The following is a 17,598-nucleotide window of genomic DNA, read 5'->3' on the forward strand; positions in this document are numbered from 1 at the left end:
ACCGGGAAGCCGCATGTACCGCACCGGGGACCGCGCGCGGTGGCGGGCGGCCTGCTCACCCGCGGCCCGCGAACCCTGCTCGTACGCCCGTCCTGAGGGCCGGGGCCGCGCCGGTCCGGCCGTGGTCACGGGCACAACCGGCGCGGGCCCCCCGGCCCTCAGTCCCCCCGCACGCGCCGCAGCAGCGCCACCGGCCGCTCGGCGAACAGCTCCGCCGCCGCCACCGGGCCCCCCGCGAACCTTCGGCCGGGAGCGGCCGACAGCAGGTCCTGCCAGCGGCCGTCGGCCGGCAGCTCCAGCGCCGTGTCCCGCCAGCCGCCGCCATCGGTCAGCCGCAGTGACAGCCGGGTCACCGCCGTGACCACCTCGCCCGACCGGCAGAAGGACAGCAGATGCGAGGCGGCCGGGCCCCCGGCCGACAGCGGCGTGTACGTCCCCGACGCCCCGAACACGTCCGGCAGTTCGCGTCGCAGCCCCAGCGCGGCCGACGTCAGCGCCCACTTCTCGTCCGGCACCTCGGGCCGCCGGAACGGCCGCCGGTTGTCCGGGTCGACCAGGGCCGGGTACTCGCTCTCCGTGCCCTGGTAGAGGTCCGGCACCCCGGGCATCGTCAGATGTACCAGCGCCGCCCCCAGTACCTGGGCGCGCACATGCGGGGCGAGCGCGTCCGCGAACTCGGCGAGCAGGGCCCGGGCCACGCCCGATCCGCTGCCCGGGCCGGCGGCGACGAAGTCCGACACCGCCCGCTCGTACGCCGGATCCGGCTCCGTCCAGCTGGTGAACAGGCCCGCCTCGCGCACCGACTTCAGCAGCGCCGGCTCCAGCCGCGCGGACAGCTCATCGGCCGGAAGCTCCGCGCAGCCGTACGCCGACTGCCAGGCCGCCCAGGCCAGTTGCGGGTCCGGGGCCCCGACGGCGGTCGCCGCGGTCAGCTCCGCCACCAGCGCCGCCCACCGCTCCGGGCACTGGGACAGCACCGCGATCCGGGCCCGGACGTCCGCGCTGCGCTTGGTGTCGTGCGTGGTCAGGACCGTGCCGGTGGCGGGCCGGTCGCGGGCGATCCGGGCGGCGAAGGCGTGGAACTCCTCCGGCGACACGGCGGGACGCTCCGGGTCCCCGCCCACCTCGGTGGCCGAGATCAGCGGGACGTACCGGTAGAACGCCGTGTCCTCCACCGACTTGGCGTGCAGTGCAGACGCCGTCTGCGCGAACCGGGCGCAGAACGCGGCCTGTTCCTCCCCGCCGCCGAGCCGCCCGAGCGCCAGGTCCCGTACGACGTCGACGGCGGCCGCCTCCTCCGGAACGGAGAACACCGCCTTCGCCTCCCGTACCGCCTCGTCGGGCAGTGTCTCCCGCGCGATCCGTGTCGGTGGCTCGCCCGCCGTGACATACGGGCGGTAGACCGGGACCCGTACCAGCAGCTCCCGGGCCGCCGTCCGCAGCGCCCAGGGCGCGTGGTCGCGCAGCGCCGGGTCCCGGCCGCAGATCCCGGCCGCCAGCCGGGTCAGCCAGGCCGTCTCGGCGGCCAGCTCATGGGTCACCACCCGGTACGCGGCTTGGCGCACCGTCGCCGTCCAGTCGCCGCCCCGGTCGCAGGGCGGGCCCGCGAACTCCCGGTAGCGGCCGAGCAGCTCCGACGCGCCGGACGGGTCGGTGAACAGGCCGTCGATCCGGTGCAGCGCGTCGTAGCCGGTGGTGCCAGCGACCGCCCAGTCCGCCGGGAGGCGCTCGTCGCCGGTGAGGATCTTCTCCACCACCGTCCAGCGGCCGCCGGTGGCCTCGTCCAGCCGCTCCAGATAGGCGGCGGGGGCGGCGAGGCCGTCCGGATGGTCGATGCGCAGCCCGTCCAGCACTCCGTCGTCGAGCAGTTCGAGGACCTTGGCATGCGTGGCGTCGAAGACCTCCGGGTGCTCGACGCGTACGCCGATCAGCTCCGAGACGGTGAAGAACCGCCGGTAGTTCAGCTCGGTGCGGGCCAGGCGCCACCAGCCGAGCCGGTAGTGCTGGGCGTCCAGCAGCTCCGGCAGCGGGAGATTCGCCGAGCCGGCGCGGAGCGGGAACCGCAGGTCGCCGTGGCGCAGCAGCTCCCCGTCCACGTCCACGGAGAGGGAAGCCAGCTCCCGGCCGAGCGGCCCGGCGAGCACCGGCAGCAGGATCCGCCCGCCGCCCGCGGCCCAGTCGATGTCGAACCAGCGGGCGTACGGGGACGCCGGGCCCTCGCGCAGCACCTCCCACAGCGGCCGGTTGTGCCGGGGCGAGGCCGCCATGTGGTTGGGCACGATGTCCAGGACCAGGCCGAGCCCCTGCTCCCGGGCGGCCGAGGCGAGCGACCGCAGCCCCTCCTCACCGCCCAGCTCCGCCCGGACCCGGCTGTGGTCGACCACGTCGTAACCGTGCGGGGAGCCCGGGACCGCCTCCAGGACGGGCGACAGATGGAGGTGCGAGACGCCGAGCCCGGCGAGGTACGGAACGGCCTTCTCGGCGGCGGCGAACGGGAAGTCGGGCTGGAGCTGAAGCCGGTACGTGGCGGAGGGCGTCATGGACTTCTACGTACCCCGTCCGGGGCGGTCCGTGTCACCCCGGGCGGCACACTCACTCCCGCTTCCGGCCCACCGAGCCTCAGGCGGGCCGCTTCAGCACCGTCAGGCTGCGCCCGATCAGCGTGACCCGTTCGCCCTCGGCCACCTTCGGTGCCGTCCCCGGCGCCACCCCGTCCGGCCGTGCGGTGTCGACGACGACCTGCCACTGCTCCCCGTGGCCGACCGGGACGGCGAACCGAAGGGTCTCGGCGCTCGCGTTGAACATCAGCAGGAACGAATCGTCGGAGATCCGCTCCCCGCGCGGCCCCGGCTCCGAGATCGCGTGGCCGTTGAGGAACACGGTCATCGCCTTGGCGTGCGCCGCCTGCCAGTCCTGCTGGGTCATCTCCTCGCCCTCGGGTGTGAACCAGGCGATGTCGGAGAGCTCGTCGTGGGTCCCCTCCACCGGCCGCCCGTGGAAGAAGCGGCGGCGCCGGAAGACCGGGTGGTCGCGGCGCAGCCACACCATGGCCCGGGTGAACTCCAGCAGCGTCGAGGCCGGGGCGTCCGCCGCCTCGTCCGGATCGGGCCAGTGCACCCAGGCCAGCTCGTTGTCCTGGCAGTAGGCGTTGTTGTTGCCCTGCTGCGTACGGGCGAACTCGTCGCCGTGGCTCAGCATCGGCACGCCCTGGGAGAGCATCAGCGTGGCGATGAAGTTCCGCATCTGGCGGGCCCGCAGCTCCAGGACCTCCGGGTTCTCGGTCTCGCCCTCCGCGCCGCAGTTCCAGGACCGGTTGTGGCTCTCGCCGTCCCGGTTGTCCTCCCCGTTGGCGTCGTTGCGCTTGTCGTTGTACGAGACGAGGTCGTGCAGGGTGAAGCCGTCGTGGCAGGTGGTGAAGTTGATCGAGGCGAGCGGGCGGCGCCCGTCGTCCTGGTAGAGGTCGGACGATCCCGTGAGCCGCCCGGCGAACTCCGCCAGGGTGCGCGGCTCGCCCCGCCACAGATCGCGGACCGTGTCGCGGTACTTGCCGTTCCACTCCGTCCACAGCGGCGGGAAGTTGCCCACCTGGTAGCCGCCCTCGCCGACGTCCCACGGCTCGGCGATCAGCTTCACCTGGCTGACCACCGGGTCCTGCTGCACCAGGTCGAAGAACGAGGAGAGCCGGTCCACCTCGTGGAACTGGCGGGCGAGCGTCGCCGCGAGGTCGAAGCGGAAGCCGTCCACATGCATCTCGGTCACCCAGTACCGCAACGAGTCCATGATCATCTGGAGGACGTGCGGGGACCGCATGAGCAGCGAGTTCCCGGTGCCCGTGGTGTCCATGTAGTACCGCTGATCATCGGTCAGGCGGTAGTAGGAAGCGTTGTCGAGGCCGCGGAAGGAGAGCGTCGGCCCGAGGTGGTTGCCCTCGGCGGTGTGGTTGTAGACCACGTCGAGGATGACCTCGATGCCCGCCTGGTGCAGCGCTTTCACCGCCTGCTTGAACTCCAGCACCTGCTCCCCGCGGTCGCCCCAGGAGGCGTAGGTGTTGTGCGGGGCGAAGAAGCCGATGGTGTTGTAGCCCCAGTAGTTGGTGAGCCCCATGTCCGACAGGCGGTGGTCCTGCACGAACTGGTGGACGGGCATCAGTTCGATCGCGGTGACGCCGAGCTCGGTCAGATGGGCGATCACCTCCGGGTGCGCGAGGCCCGCGTACGTACCGCGCAGCTCGGGCGGCAGCCCCGGATGGAGCATGGTCAGGCCCTTTACGTGGGCCTCGTAGATGACGGTCCGGTGGTAGTCCGTCCGGGGACGGCGGTCGTCGCCCCAGTCGAAGTACGGGTTGACCACCACCGAGCTCATGGTGTGCGGGGCCGAGTCGAGGTCGTTGCGGGCGTCCGGCCTCCCGAAGGGGTAGCCGTACACCGCCTCGCCCCAGTCGATCTTCCCGGCGACCGCACGGGCGTACGGATCCAGCAGCAGCTTCGCGGAGTTGCACCGCGACCCGCGCTGGGGCTCGTAGGGTCCGTGCACCCGGAAGCCGTACCGCTGACCCGGCATCACCCCGGGCAGATAGGCGTGGCGCACGAAGGCGTCGGTCTCGCGGAGCTCCACCGCCGTCTCCGAACCGTCGTCGTGCAGCAGGCACAACTCGATCCGGTGGGCGGCCTCGGAGAAGACCGCGAAGTTGGTGCCGGCGCCCTCGTACGTGGCGCCGAGGGGATAAGCGTGTCCCGGCCAGACCTGCATGATGAAGACTCTTCCACTTCTGATCTGGGTGCGGTGGCTTTCCTCGGCCCGATACTCCCCGAAGACGGGGCGCTCACCTAGGACGTCGCGCGGTGCGGCCGGGTCCCGTCGCCCGGCCCCGGCCGCCACCGGTCAACTTCGGACACTCCGGTGCCGCCCCGGATGCACATCCGGACCGCGTCACCCGGCGGGGGCCGGTTCCCTGCCCGGGGCAGGGGCCCCAATCACTATGAATCCGCTCACTCCACCCGATCTCGCCGCAAGGAACAAGCCGCACTTGCAGGGGAGTTGAGAAAGTCGCCTGCGCATCGGGCTGCGTCGGATCACGCTCCCGGAGTACCCTTCCTTGATCGTTGGGTGGGGGAGTGGAAGGCGGTGCGCGGGTGAGCTCGGGAGGGTTCGAGCTGCCCCCAGGTGACGCAGGTCACGAGGGGGAATCGACCGATGCCCCGCCCGGGGCGGTGTCCCTCGCGCAGCCATTGGAGATAGGCGCCGAGCTGGACTGGGGATCGGAGGCCTGGGGCGAGGTGCGCACCCGGGCCCAGCGGGCCGGGCGAGCCTATATCTGGCTGAATCTGGTCGAACAGCGCCTCCGGGCCGTCGTCGCCGCGGTGCTCCGGCCGATCTACGAGCCGGTGCACGGCGAGGAGTGGGTGGTGGCCGCGGCCGGACCCGCCGGGCAGGAGTGGGTGCAGCGTGCCGTCGCCGTACGCGAGGTCTCGCGCCGCAAGGGCTATCTGCTGGACCCGGCCGACGACAACGTCCTCAGCTTTCTGACGCTGCCGCAGCTGCGCGAGCTGATGGTCCAGCACTGGCCGTGCTTCGAGCCGTACTTCGACGACCGGCGCGATGTCGAGCTGGCCCTCGACGAGCTGGAGGTCGCGCGGAACGTCGTCTCCCGCAACCGCGCGCTGAACGAGGCGGTCCTCGCCCAGGCCGAGCGCGCCTCGGCCCGCCTGCTGGACATCCTCGGCAGCGGCGCCGGCGCGCCCTCCGCCGACCGGCTGCCGGTGGACGCGGTGGAGGAGCTGGTCGGCGACCGGTACGCGGACGTGGTGTCCGTCCACTCCGACCGGGTCCGGCTCCAGCGCCAGCTGCCCGCCGAGGACCTGTTCGGCGGGGCGCGGCGGCTCGACGCCATCGGTATAGGCCTCAACCTGCTCGTCCAGAACTTCTCCGGCCGTCGGCTCGTCCGGCTCGCCGAGTCGGGCTGCCGGGTGCGGCTGCTGTTCATCAACCCGGCCAGCAGCGCGGTGCGCCGCCGGGAGCGGGAACTCGGCCTCAAGAAGGGCGAGCTGAGCCGTTCGGTGGAGATGAACATCCTGCACATGCGCCGGGTGCGCTCCAAGCTCCGCGACCCGGGCGCGTTCGAGATCCAGGTCTTCGACGAGACGCCGCGCTTCACCGCCTACCTGGTGGACGGCGACGGACAGGACGCCGTGGGCGTCGTCCAGCCCTATCTGCGCCGGGCGCGGGGCATGGAGGCGCCCGTGCTGGTGCTGCGCGGCGGCGGCCGGCGCACGGTGGTGCGGGCGGGGCAGGACAGTGAGCACGGTCTCTTCGAGACCTACCGCGAGGAGTTCGAATCGGTCTGGACGGACTCCCGGCCGGTCTCCTGACAGACTCCCGCCCGGCCTCTGGGCGGGCCTCGCCCGGTCTCCTGGCGGGCCGTGCGCCGCGGACCTCCCCGGGGCTCTGTCAGTGGCCCGTGCGAAGGTGGTCATCACTCGGGGGAGCTCCACGGGGGAGCGCGAAACAGGAGGTATCGGGATGAGCTGGCATCAGGGCACACTGGTCGGCTTCGACCTGGAGACGACGGGGACCGACGTCGAGAACGACCGGATCGTCACCGCCGCACTCGTCCGGCTGGACCCGGACGGGACGGTCGCCGAGCAGCGGACCTGGCTGCTCGACCCCGGGGTGGCCATACCCGAGCAGGCCTCCGCGATCCACGGCATCGGCACCGACCACGCCCGCGAACACGGGGCGCGGGCGGCCTCCGCGGTCGAGGAGATCGCCCACGCGGTCGCCGATGTGCTGCGCTCGGGCGTCCCGCTGGTGGTGATGAACGCGCGCTACGACCTCTCGCTGCTGGACCGTGAATGCCGCAGGTACGGGCTGCCGTCGGTCGAGGATCGGGTCGGCGGGGCGCCCTCGCCCGTCATCGACCCCCTGGTGATCGACAAGCACGTCGACAAGTACCGCAAGGGCAAGCGGGCCCTCCAGGCGCTGTGCGACCACTACGGGGTCACGCTCGACGGAGCCCACGACGCGAGTGCCGACGCGGTGGCCGCCGTGCGCGTGGTGCGCCGGATGGGAGAGCGGCACCGGCCCGTCGGCACCCTGCCGCCGGCGGAGCTGCACGCCCTTCAGATCCGGGCGGCCGCCGAGCAGTCGGCCTCGCTCCAGGCCTATCTGCGCCGCTCGGACCCGGCGGCGGTGGTCGAGGCGTCCTGGCCGGTGATTCCGCGCAGCCGCTGAGCCGCGGCGGATTCCCGAGGCGGGTGACTTCCCGCTGCTCTTCGACGGCAGGTACCTCAGAAGGGGTACCACCGCACCGCCGGATCCCCGTCGCGCAGTGACGCCACCCGGCGGCGGAATTCCGCGAGCGCCTTCGGGTTGGCCGGGGCGTGCTGGGAGACCCAGGCGCAGCTGGCCGTCTCGCGGGCGCCGCGCAGCACCGCGCACCCCTCCCACTCCCGGACGTCCCAGCCGTACGCGGAGGTGAAGGCGTCGTAGGCCGCGGGGGCGAGGCCGTAGCGGTCGCGGGAGAGGGCCAGGACGACCAGGTCGTGTTCCCGCAGGCCGGCGGAGAACGTCTCCAGGTCGACCAGGACCGGACCGTCGGGTCCCACATGGACGTTGCGCGGGAGGGCGTCGCCGTGGATCGGGCCCGGCGGCAGATGCGGGACGAGTGCGGCGGCCGCGGCCGCGAAGCCGTCGCGGCGCTCGCGGAGGTAGTCGGCGTCGGCCGGGTCGATCGCGTCTCCCGCCAGGCTCAGCCACCGCTCGACGCCGCCCAGCAGTTCGCGGCGCGGCAGGGTGAAGTCCGCCGGGGCGGGCAGCGTGTGCACCAGGGAGAGCAGCGGCGCGAGGTCGCGCGGCTCGGCGGGGCGTACGGGGTCGGGAAGCCGGTGCCACAGCGTCACGGGGTGGCCCCCGACCAGGCGGGGCCCACGCTCGGCCGCGCGGACGGCCGGGACGCCGGACGCGGCGAGCCAGTCGGCGAGGGCCACTTCCCGCTCGGCCCGCTCGCGGAGCTCGGGGTGGCCGGTGGCGTCCCGGCCGACCTTGATCACCAGATCGTCGGCGGCGAAGACCGCGTTCTCACCCAGCGCGAGCAGCTCCGCCGTACCGGGGAACCCGGCGGCCGTCAGCACTTCGCGCGCTCGCATCTCGTCCATGGACGCGATTTTGCCTCCCCGCAGGCCACCTTGACGAACCGATGACCCGTCAGCACGATGACGGAGGCCTCCCGGACAGCCGGAACGGGACGAAGTCCGCCTCAGGTGCATCAGTGAGATACGGGACAGAGGGGTCTTCTTCGTGACATCGGTGACCGCGAAGAGCCGGTCCGGCCCGGACGGCCCGGACGGCGGGCGCAACGGGCGGGACGGGCAGGACGGACGGAGCGGGCGGGGTGGGCGTGACGGGCGGGGCGGGCGTCCGGGGAGCTCCTGGCGTCCGGGGAGCCCGGGCCCTCCGGAACGCAAGGTGTTCGGGGACCGGGCCGCCTGGTTCCTGGTGCTGCCCGCGCTCGTCCCGATCCTCATCCTCAGTGTCGGCCCGCTCCTCTACGGCATCGCTCTCGCCTTCACCGACGCGCAGTCTGGCCGGACCCGCTCCACCCAGTGGATCGGCACCCTCAATTTCCAGGACCTGCTGCACGACACCCTGTTCTGGGACTCGTTCCGGATCGGCCTGCTCTGGGCGGTGGGCGTCACCGTCCCGCAGTTCCTCCTGGCGCTCGGCCTCGCCCTGCTGCTCAACCAGAACCTTCGGATGCGCTGGCTGGCCCGGGCGCTGGCGATCATTCCCTGGGCGATGCCCGAGGTCGTCGTCGGCATCATGTGGCGGCTGGTCTACAACCCGGACGCGGGCATCCTCAACGAGACCGTCCGCGACCTCGGACTCGGCGACGGCCGGGACTGGCTGACCGGCCTCGCCACCGCGCTGCCCGCCGTCATCCTCGTCGGCGTCTGGGCGGGCATGCCGCAGACCACCGTGGCCCTGCTCGCCGGGCTCCAGAACACCCCGCGCGAACTCCACGAGGCGGCGGCCCTGGACGGAGCGGGCGCCTGGCGCCGTTTCCGTACGGTCACCTGGCCGGCCCTGAAGCCGATCGCGCTCGCGATCTCGGCGCTCAACCTGATCTGGAACTTCAACTCCTTCGCCCTGGTCTACGTCCTGACCAGCGGCGGACCCGGTGGCCGGACCCGGCTGCCGATGCTCTTCGCCTACGAGGAGGCCTTCCGCTACGGGCAGTTCGGGTACGCCGCGGCGATGGGCTGTGTGATGGTCGCGGTGGTCTCCGTGCTCCTCGCCCTCTACCTCGTCGGCCGGCTCAGGGGAGGAGAGGACCGATGAGGCGAGGAACGACGCGACGAGGAACGCCGCGGCGAGGGCCTGCGCGGCGCGAATCCACGGGGCTGCGCACCAGCAGGCCCGCGCGGGCCGCACAGTATCTGGCCCTCCTGGCGTATCTGGCCTTCCTCGCGTTCCCGTTCGTGTGGCTGATCTCGACCGCCTTCAAGCCCGCCCGCGAACTGGGCTCGCTGCACCCCACCTGGATCCCCGAGCGGACCACCCTGGACAACTTCCGGCAGGCCTTCGACGAGCAGCCGCTCCTCCAGGCCGCGGCCAACTCCCTGACCGCCGCCGTCGGCGCGGCCGTGATCGCCGTCGTGATCGCCACCCCGATGGCCTATGTGATGGCCCGCCGCCGGGGCCGACTCGCCACCGCGGCGACCGGCTGGGTCGTGGTCAGCCAGGCGTTCCCGTTCGTCCTGGTGATCATCCCGCTCTTCCTGATCCTGAAGAACCTGCACCTGATCAACTCCCTGTGGGGGCTGATCCTGGTCTACGTCGTCTGGTCGCTGCCCTTCGCGCTGTGGATGCTCGCCGGATACGTACGGGCCGTGCCGACCGAGCTGGAGGAGGCCGCCGCCGTCGACGGGGCGGGCCGGGTGCGGACCCTCGTCTCGGTGGTCGCGCCGCTGCTCGCCCCCGGGATCGTCGCCACCGCGCTGTTCGCGTTCATCACCGCATGGAACGAGTTCTTCTTCGCGCTCGTCCTGCTCAAGACCCCGGAGAAGCAGACCTTGCCGGTCGTCCTCACCCACTTCCTCGGCGCGGAGGGCGTGGCCGACCTCGGCCCCCTCGCCGCGGCCGCCTTCCTCGCCACACTGCCCTCCCTCGTCCTCTTCGCCCTCATCCAGCGCCGGATCACCGGCGGGATGACGGCCGGGGCGGTGAAGAACTGATGCGCGCCACCGTCCGGCGGGCGGCGACAGCCGTCGCCGTACTGGCCCTCCTGCTCACCGGCTGCTCCGTCGACGACGACGGGCGGGACGCGGACGGCACGATCCGGCTCCGGTTCCAGTCGCTGGCCTGGCAGAAGGAGTCCGTCGACGCCAACAAGCAGCTGGTGAAGGAGTGGAACGCGGCCCACCCCGACGTCCGGGTGGACTACGTCCAGGGCAGCTGGGACAGCGTCCACGACCAGCTGCTCACCTCGTTCGAGGGCGGCGAGGCCCCCGACGTCATCCATGACGCCTCCGACGACCTGGCCGATTTCGCGTACGGGGGCTACCTCGCCGACCTGCGCCCCTTCCTCCCCGACCGGCTCAAGGCCGACATCCCCGAACAGTCCTGGCGCACCACCACGTTCGGCGAGGGCGTCCACGGGGTGCCCTTCCTCCAGGAGCCCCGGGTCCTGATCGCCGACACGGAGCTGCTGAAGGCCTCGGGCGCCCGCGTTCCGACCCCGGAGCGCCCCTGGAGCTGGCAGGAGTTCCGGCAGGTCACCGAGGCGCTGACGGGCAAAGGGCGGTACGGGATCGCCTGGCCCCTCAAGGAGCCGGTCTCCGTCACCCTCAACCTGGGCCTGTCCGGCGGCGGGCAGCTCTTCCACCGGGACGGCGACGGCAAGGCGGTCCTGCGCTTCGAGCAGGGTGACGGCGTGGTGACCGGCACCATCCACGACCAGGTCAACATCGACGGCAGCGCGGCCCGCAGCGCGCTGGGGATGGGCGGGTCGGACGCGCTGCCCGGGTTCTTCGGCGGTAAGTACGCGATGCTCCCGCTCGGGTTCTCGTACCGCCAGCAGGTCATCCAGCAGGCGCCCGAAGGGTTCGACTGGACGGTCCTGCCGATGCCGGCGGGCGCGGGCGGCGCGGTGCAGGGCGTGAGCCCGCAGACGCTGTCGGTCGCCGAGGAGAGCCCGCACAAGAAGGAGGCGGTCGCGTTCATCGACTTCCTGCTGCGCCCGCCGAACATGGTGCGCCTGGCGCGCGGCGACTGGATGCTGCCCACCGGAACGGAGGCACTGGCCGACCCGTCGCTGCACACGGCCGAGCACGGCTGGGCCGTCGGCACCGCGCTCGCGCAGGGGCTGCGGCCGGCGCCGGCCCAGTCGGTGCGGGGGTATCCCGAGTGGAAGGACAAGGTGGCGACCCCGGCGCTCCAGGAGTACTACAGCGGCGCGATCGACGCCGACGAACTGAACAAGCGGCTGGTGGACGACGGGAACCGGGTGCTGGCCCGCTACCAACGCTGACCCCGGCCCGGAAAGAAATTGCACGAGACGTCTCGTCTCGCCTACCGTGGGCGGCATGACGGAATCCCCGCGTGCCCACATCGCCATGTTCTCCATCGCCGCCCACGGACATGTGAACCCGAGTCTCGACGTCATCCGCGAACTCGTCGACCGTGGACACCGTGTCAGCTACGCCATCCCGGCCTCGTTCGCCGAGAAGGTCGCCGCCACCGGCGCCGAACCCGTGATCTACACCTCGACCCTGCCGACCGACGAGGACCCCGAAGCCTGGGGCACCGAACTGATCGACAACATCGAACCCTTCCTCGACGACGCCATCCAGGCCCTCCCGCGGCTCGCCGAAGCCTTCGTGGGCGACGAGCCCGATCTCGTCCTGCACGACATCACCTCCTATCCCGCCCGGGTCCTCGCCCACCGCTGGGGCGTACCCGCCGTCTCCCTCTGGCTCAACCTGGTCCCCTGGGAGGGGTACGAGGAGGAGGTCGGGGAGCCGATGACCGCCGAGCTGAAGCAGACCGAGCGCGGCAAGGCGTACTACGCGCGCTTCGCGAACTGGCTCGCCGAGAACGGCCTCGGCCATGTCTCCAGCGACGACTTCGTCGCCCGCCCGCGCCATGGCCTCGTCCTGATCCCCGAGGCGCTCCAGCCGAACGCGGACCGGGTGGACCAGGCGATGTACACCTTCGTCGGGGCCTGTCAGGGCGACCGTGCGGACCAGGGGGAGTGGACCCGGCCGGCCGGTGCGGAGAGGGTGTTGCTGGTGTCGCTGGGCTCCTCGTTCACCAAGCAGCCCGCCTTCTACCGGGAGTGCGTCGAAGCCTCTCGTGGCCTGCCCGGCTGGCATGTGGTGCTCCAGATCGGCGCGCACGTCGACCCCGCCGAACTCGGTGACGTACCCGGCAACGTGGAGGTACGCACCTGGGTGCCACAACTGGCCGTCCTCAAGCAGGCCGACGCCTTCATCACCCATGCCGGCGCGGGCGGCAGCCAGGAGGGGCTCGCCACCGGCACCCCGATGGTCGCCGTCCCGCAGGCCGTCGACCAGTTCGGCAACGCGGACATGCTCCAGTCGCTGGGCGTGGCCCGGCACCTGCCGATGGAGGAGGCCGACGCCGCGAGCCTGCGCGCGGCGGTGCTCGCCCTCGTGGACGACCCCGAAGTGGCCGCCCGGTGCCGGCGCCTGAGTGAGCGGATGGCGCGGGAGGGCGGCACCCCGCGGGCCGCCGACCTCATCGAGGCGGAGCTGCGGCGCTGAGCGGATCCGCCTGACCGATATCCGGACGTTCCCCGTCCCGCCCCACCTGCCGCGGCCGGCGGTTCCGTGAGGCGGGACCTCGTTGTCCCGGCTCCGTGAAGCCGATGCGGCGACGGGCCCGGTCGGCGCATCGGCACACACGCCCTCGCGGCTTCACACCCGGGACCGGCCGTTCACGCCTCGCGCGCACACCTTCACGGGTCCTCGCGGGTCTTCACTCATGGTCACACCTGCCTCAGGGGCCTCCGGCGGGATACGGGCGACGGCCGGGCGGGACCGGACTCCGGGCGGCGGTGGTCACGTACCCCGCCGCCCGGCCCCGGCGCACAGCGGCCGCCGCGCTCTCCCCCACGGGGCGCGGCGGCCGCGCCGTTTGTCCGACCTGATCCACACACGAGGCTCTAGGGTGGGTGGCCATGACGACGACGTACGCGGCGCTGCTGCGGGGGATCAACGTGAGCGGCAGCAAACGGGTCCCGATGCCCGAACTGCGCACCGTGCTCACCGAACTGGGACACACCGGCATCGCCACCTATCTGCAGAGCGGCAATGCCGTCTTCCGCAGCGACAGCGACGACGAGGACGCGCTGGCCGCCACCCTGGAGCAGGCCCTGCGCCAGCGGTTCGGATTCTCCGTCGACTGCCTCGTCCGCGACGCCGGCTATCTCGCCGCCGTCGCCGAGGCCTGCCCCTTCCCCGCCGCCGGCCTGGAGGGCAGGCAGCTCCACGTCACCTACTACGACCGGCCCGTGGACGCGGACCGCTTCGCGGACCTGGAGGCGGGTGACTTCCTGCCGGAGGAGTTCCGGCTCGGCGACCGCTGCCTGTACCTGTACGCCCCCGACGGGCTCGGCCGCTCCAAGCTGGCCGTCGCGCTGGGACGCCCCCGCCATGTCAAAGGCCTCACCGCCACCAGCCGCAACTGGAACACCGTGGCGAAGCTCGTGGAGATGACCCGTGGCTGAGCCGTCGCCCGCCGTGGCCGCAGCCATCGAGGGGGAGCTCCGTCTGCTGGACCCGGTCGTACGGGCCTCCGCCGAGCTTATCGCCTCGCTGCTGCACCCCGAGTTCCGGGAGATCGGCACCAGCGGCCGGCTCTGGAACCGGGAGACGATCATCGCCTCGCTCACCGCCGACGACGCCCCGCGCCCCGGCCCGCTCACCGCCTCCCGGATGCGGGGGACGCAGCTCTGCGCCGACCTGGTGCACCTCACCTTCGACACGGAGTCCAAGGGGATCCACTCGCACCGCAGCTCCCTGTGGCGGCTGACCCCGGCGGGCTGGCGGCTCTACTTCCACCAGGCGACGCCGTTCAGCGGCGACCTCGTCGCCGGCCCCTCCGCCGAAGCCTGAGCCCCGGGCGGGACGCCGGCGTCACGCGACGCCGCTCCCGCCCGAGCGGAGAAGCGGCGGCGGTCGCGTGCTGACGGGCCGCCACGTCGTCCCCGCGCACGACGGCCAGGGCGGCATCGGGCCGGCGCACCCGTCGGGCCGCCGCCGAATGGCCCACCGGACCGGAGCCCGATTGGCCCAGGAGCCCGCGCCAATCGCTCCCTAGGGTGGAAACCATGAGCACCCGCCACGCCACCACCGTCGACTTCTACTTCGACCCCGCCTGCCCGTTCGCCTGGATCGCCTCCCGCTGGATGCTGGAGGTCGAGCAGCACCGCGACCTCGACCTCCGCTTCCGGCCCATGAGTCTCCACCTGCACAACGAGGGCAACGAACTCCCCGCCTGGTACCGCGAACTGGTCGACAAGTCGATCGGCCCGGTCCGGGTCGCCGTCGCAGCGGCCGTCGCCCACGGCGACGGGATCCTGCGGGACCTCTACACGGCCCTGGGCACCCGCCTACACCAGCACAAGGAGGAGGACTACGACGCCGTGATCGCCGCCTCCCTCGCCGAAACGGGCCTGCCCGCCGAGCTGGCGGAGGCCGCGCACTCGACGGCGTACGACGAAGAGGTCGCCCGCAGCCACGATGCGGGCAAGGACCCGGAGCGGGGCGCGTACGTGGGTACGCCGACGATCCACGTCGACGGCGCGGTGTGGTTCGGGCCGGTCCTGAACGCGATCCCTCGCGGCGAGGAAGCGGCCGAACTCTTCGACAGCTTCCGGGTGCTGGCCAACCACCCGGCCTTCTTCGAGCTCAAGCGCGCCCGGTCCGGCGGCCTGTCCTACGACTGAACCGTACGGCGTCCGCACGCTACGCGGCGGTGGAGCGACACAGCTGGTCGATGGGCGCGGACGGGATGGCCCTCGGGGCGGTCGGCTGCGCGGTCGCCGGGCCGATCGGCCAGAGGGCGCGCTCCGGCCCTCACGCCGACAGCGAGGCCTCCACCGTCATCCGGGCCTCGTCGTACCGGTCCAGCAGCAGCCGCGCCAACTCCGGGGCGGGGCCCAGCACATCGGCCAGCATGTCGGCCCCGGCAGCCTCGGCGCCCGCCGCGATGCGGTCGGGGAGCCGGCCGGGCGCGATGACGTACGGGGCCACCGCCACCCGCTCCACGCCGTCGGCGCGCAGGGCCCGCACCGCGTCCTCGGTGCGGGGAAGCAGTGCGGAGGCGAACGCAGGCCGCACGGCGCACCAACCGGTGTGCCGCAGCTCCCGCGCGATTTCAGCGATCACTGCGATCGCCTCCGGGTCTGTGGATCCCGCCGAGGCCAGGACGAGCCCGGTCCGGGGGAGGTCGCCGGGACGGATCCCGGCCTCCCGCAGCCGCCGCCCCACGGTGGCGTTCAGCAGCGGGGACGGGCCGAGGACGTCGGCCTGCCGGATGTGCAGCCGCGGCAGCCGGGCGTGGGCCTCGCGCAGGACCGAGGGGATGTCGGTCTTGGCGTGGAACGCCCTGGTGAGCAGCAGGGGAAGGGCGACGACCTCGTCCGCGCCCCGTGCGGCCAGGCGCTCCAGCACCCGGGGCACGGAAGGCGCGTTGAACTCCAGGAACGCGGTCTCCACACGCAGCCCCGGCCGCTCGGCCCGTACCCGCTCGGTGAGCGCGTGCACGGTCGCGGCGTGCCGCGGGTCGCGGCTGCCGTGGGCGATGACGAGGAGAACGGGACGGGACATGACGTGACTCAGTTCTTGACGAGGAGACCGCGGCTGCGCAGCACCCACCGCTCCAGCGGACTGAAGATGAGCAGGTCGATCGCGATGCCGACGAACAGGATGAGCAGGATCGAGAGGAAGATCCCGGGCATGTCGAAGTTGCTGCGGCCGTTCTCCAGCAACTGCCCGAGCCCCAGACCCAGGTCGGGCGAGGAGGCGATGATCTCGGCGGCCATCAGCGAGCGCCAGGAGAACGCCCAGCCCTGCTTGAGGCCCGCCAGATAGCCGGGCAGTGCCGCCGGGAGCACGACGTGCCAGGTCCCGCGCAGCCCGGTCGCGCCCAGCGTGCGGCCCGCCCGGAGGAACAGCGGCGGCACCTGGTCGACGCCGGAGACCAGCCCGTTGGCGATCGAGGGCACCGCGCCCAGCAGGATCACCGCGAACATCATCTGGTCGTTCAGGCCGAGCCAGATCACCGCCGGGGCCACCCACGCGACCGAGGGCAGCGACTGGAGCCCGGACAGGATGGGGCCGATCGCGGCCCGGATCAGCTTCACCCGGGCGACCAGCAGCCCCAGCGGCGTACCGATGGCGACCGCGAGCAGGAAGCCGAGCAGGCCGCGCGAGACGCTGGTCCAGACGACCTCCAGCAGCGTGCCCTTGAGCCACATCTCCCGGGCGCTGTCCCATACGGCGGACGGCGGCGGCAGCTTGTAGACCTCCGTGACCTGGGCGCGGACCAGCAGCTCCCAGATGACCAGGACCAGTGCGACGGCCACGACCGGCGGCAGCACCTTGCTCAGCAGGACCTCGCGCACCGGGGTGCGGCGGATCTGCACGGCGTCCAGGGCGTCGAGGCCTGCCTCAAGGCCCGCCAGATCGTCGGGTTTCGTGTCACCCGGTCCGGCCGCCCCGTTCGGCCGCTTCCGGCTCGACGTGATGTCAGTGCTGGCCATGTCGGCGGATCTCCCCACGCAGTTCTTCGGTGATCTCGACGGACAGTTCCGCCACGGCGGTGTCCTCGATACGGCGAGGCTGCTCGATGTCGACCGTCCACTGCCGGGCGATCCGTCCCGGCCGGGACGACAGCAGCACGACGCGCTGCGCGAGCCGTACGGCCTCGCGCACGTTGTGTGTGACGAAGAGGACCGAGGCGTTCGTCTCCCGCCAGATCCGGGTCAGCTCGTCGTGCAGCACATCGCGGGTGATGGCGTCGAGCGCCGCGAACGGCTCGTCCATGAGGAGCAGTCGGCTGTCCTGGGCGAGCGCTCGGGCCATCGCGACGCGCTGCCGCATACCGCCGGACAGCTCGTGTACCCGCTTGCCGTACGCCCCGCCGAGCCGGACGAGTTCGAGCAGCCGCTCCGCCTCGGTGCGGCGCTCCGACTTCGGCACCCCGCGCAGCCGCAGGGCCAGTTCGATGTTCTTGCCCGCGGTCAGCCACGGGAAGAGGGCGTGCTCCTGGAACATCAGGGCCGGCCGCCCGCCGGGGGTCTCGATGGATCCCGCGGACGGGCGGTCCAGTCCGGCCACCAGACTCAGCAGCGTCGACTTTCCGCACCCGGAGGCTCCCAGGAGGGTGACGAACTCACCCGGAGCGACGTCGAGCGTGATGTCGTCCAGCACGAGCTGCTGCCCCGTGGGTCCGGCGAAGGACTTCGAGACATGCGCGAGACGGGCCGCGTGCTCGACCGTCGTACGGTCCTCGGCCTTGGTGAGCGTAAGGGTCGCCATGGTCGTCACCTCCTGGGAATCCTGGGTCCTGGTA

General features: G+C 72.4%; 14 protein-coding genes and 1 pseudogene. 9 read left to right on the top strand and 6 right to left on the bottom strand.

Annotation, left to right across the window (positions count from 1 at the left end):
* Positions 1-158: 158 nt before the first annotated feature.
* Both treY and glgX read right to left on the bottom strand, forming a co-directional pair.
* On the bottom strand, positions 159-2,540 hold the full coding sequence (gene treY / locus B9S58_RS08245; protein WP_103531456.1) for a malto-oligosyltrehalose synthase: 2,382 nt from the start codon (positions 2,538-2,540) through the stop codon (positions 159-161).
* Positions 2,541-2,619: 79 nt separating this feature from the next.
* Positions 2,620-4,749 (bottom strand): glycogen debranching protein GlgX, encoded by a 2,130-nt coding sequence (gene glgX / locus B9S58_RS08250; RefSeq protein WP_103531457.1) that lies wholly within the window; start codon positions 4,747-4,749, stop codon positions 2,620-2,622.
* 383 nt (positions 4,750-5,132) lie between these two features.
* Between glgX and B9S58_RS08255 the strand changes: the two genes are divergently transcribed.
* Together B9S58_RS08255 and B9S58_RS08260 are read left to right on the top strand one after the other, a co-directional pair.
* Entirely contained in the window at positions 5,133-6,368 is a 1,236-nt protein-coding gene (locus B9S58_RS08255) for an SAV2148 family HEPN domain-containing protein (protein WP_103531458.1), read from the top strand.
* A gap of 151 nt (positions 6,369-6,519) precedes the next feature.
* Positions 6,520-7,230, top strand: a complete 711-nt coding sequence (locus tag B9S58_RS08260; protein WP_103531459.1) for a 3'-5' exonuclease — start codon at positions 6,520-6,522, stop codon at positions 7,228-7,230.
* 56 nt (positions 7,231-7,286) lie between these two features.
* Here B9S58_RS08260 and B9S58_RS08265 read toward each other — a convergent pair whose 3' ends face one another.
* The gene (locus B9S58_RS08265; protein ID WP_103531460.1) at positions 7,287-8,153 is read right to left on the bottom strand and encodes a phosphotransferase enzyme family protein; all 867 of its coding nucleotides are present in this window, start codon (positions 8,151-8,153) and stop codon (positions 7,287-7,289) included.
* Positions 8,154-8,295: 142 nt separating this feature from the next.
* Between B9S58_RS08265 and B9S58_RS08270 the strand changes: the two genes are divergently transcribed.
* From B9S58_RS08270 to B9S58_RS08300, 7 genes and pseudogenes are all read left to right on the top strand, one after another.
* Complete coding sequence (locus tag B9S58_RS08270; RefSeq protein WP_103531461.1) at positions 8,296-9,336, top strand: carbohydrate ABC transporter permease; 1,041 nt, start codon at positions 8,296-8,298, stop codon at positions 9,334-9,336.
* Entirely contained in the window at positions 9,333-10,232 is a 900-nt protein-coding gene (locus B9S58_RS08275; protein ID WP_258044229.1) for a carbohydrate ABC transporter permease, read from the top strand. Before B9S58_RS08270 ends, B9S58_RS08275 begins: the two co-directional genes overlap by 4 nt.
* Positions 10,232-11,527, top strand: coding sequence for an ABC transporter substrate-binding protein (locus tag B9S58_RS08280; RefSeq protein ID WP_103531462.1), 1,296 nt, complete (start codon positions 10,232-10,234; stop codon positions 11,525-11,527). Before B9S58_RS08275 ends, B9S58_RS08280 begins: the two co-directional genes overlap by 1 nt.
* Positions 11,528-11,545: 18 nt before the next feature.
* Positions 11,546-12,782, top strand: a pseudogene (gene mgt, locus B9S58_RS08285) (macrolide-inactivating glycosyltransferase).
* A gap of 416 nt (positions 12,783-13,198) precedes the next feature.
* A complete protein-coding gene (locus B9S58_RS08290; protein ID WP_103531464.1) occupies positions 13,199-13,747 on the top strand; it encodes a DUF1697 domain-containing protein in 549 nt (182 codons plus the stop codon).
* Positions 13,740-14,135, top strand: coding sequence for a DUF4440 domain-containing protein (locus tag B9S58_RS08295; protein ID WP_103531465.1), 396 nt, complete (start codon positions 13,740-13,742; stop codon positions 14,133-14,135). The genes B9S58_RS08290 and B9S58_RS08295 overlap by 8 nt, the downstream gene beginning before the upstream one ends.
* Positions 14,136-14,350: 215 nt before the next feature.
* Positions 14,351-14,968 carry a DsbA family protein gene (locus tag B9S58_RS08300; protein ID WP_103531466.1) on the top strand — a complete coding sequence of 206 codons (618 nt, stop codon included), beginning with the start codon at positions 14,351-14,353 and terminating at the stop codon, positions 14,966-14,968.
* A gap of 130 nt (positions 14,969-15,098) precedes the next feature.
* Here the strand turns inward: B9S58_RS08300 and B9S58_RS08305 are convergent, their stop codons facing one another.
* The 3 genes from B9S58_RS08305 to B9S58_RS08315 are packed head-to-tail and all read right to left on the bottom strand — an operon-like array spanning position 15,099 to position 17,564.
* A complete protein-coding gene (locus B9S58_RS08305) occupies positions 15,099-15,851 on the bottom strand; it encodes a sirohydrochlorin chelatase (protein WP_103531467.1) in 753 nt (250 codons plus the stop codon).
* Positions 15,852-15,859: 8 nt separating this feature from the next.
* On the bottom strand, positions 15,860-16,786 hold the full coding sequence (locus B9S58_RS08310; RefSeq protein ID WP_103531468.1) for an ABC transporter permease: 927 nt from the start codon (positions 16,784-16,786) through the stop codon (positions 15,860-15,862).
* A complete protein-coding gene (locus B9S58_RS08315) occupies positions 16,773-17,564 on the bottom strand; it encodes an ABC transporter ATP-binding protein (RefSeq protein ID WP_103531469.1) in 792 nt (263 codons plus the stop codon). Before B9S58_RS08315 ends, B9S58_RS08310 begins: the two co-directional genes overlap by 14 nt.
* Positions 17,565-17,598 lie beyond the last annotated feature (34 nt).

Origin of the sequence: Streptomyces sp. SM11 (assembly GCF_002910905.1) — a bacterium.
Classification (GTDB): Bacteria; Actinomycetota; Actinomycetes; order Streptomycetales; family Streptomycetaceae; genus Streptomyces.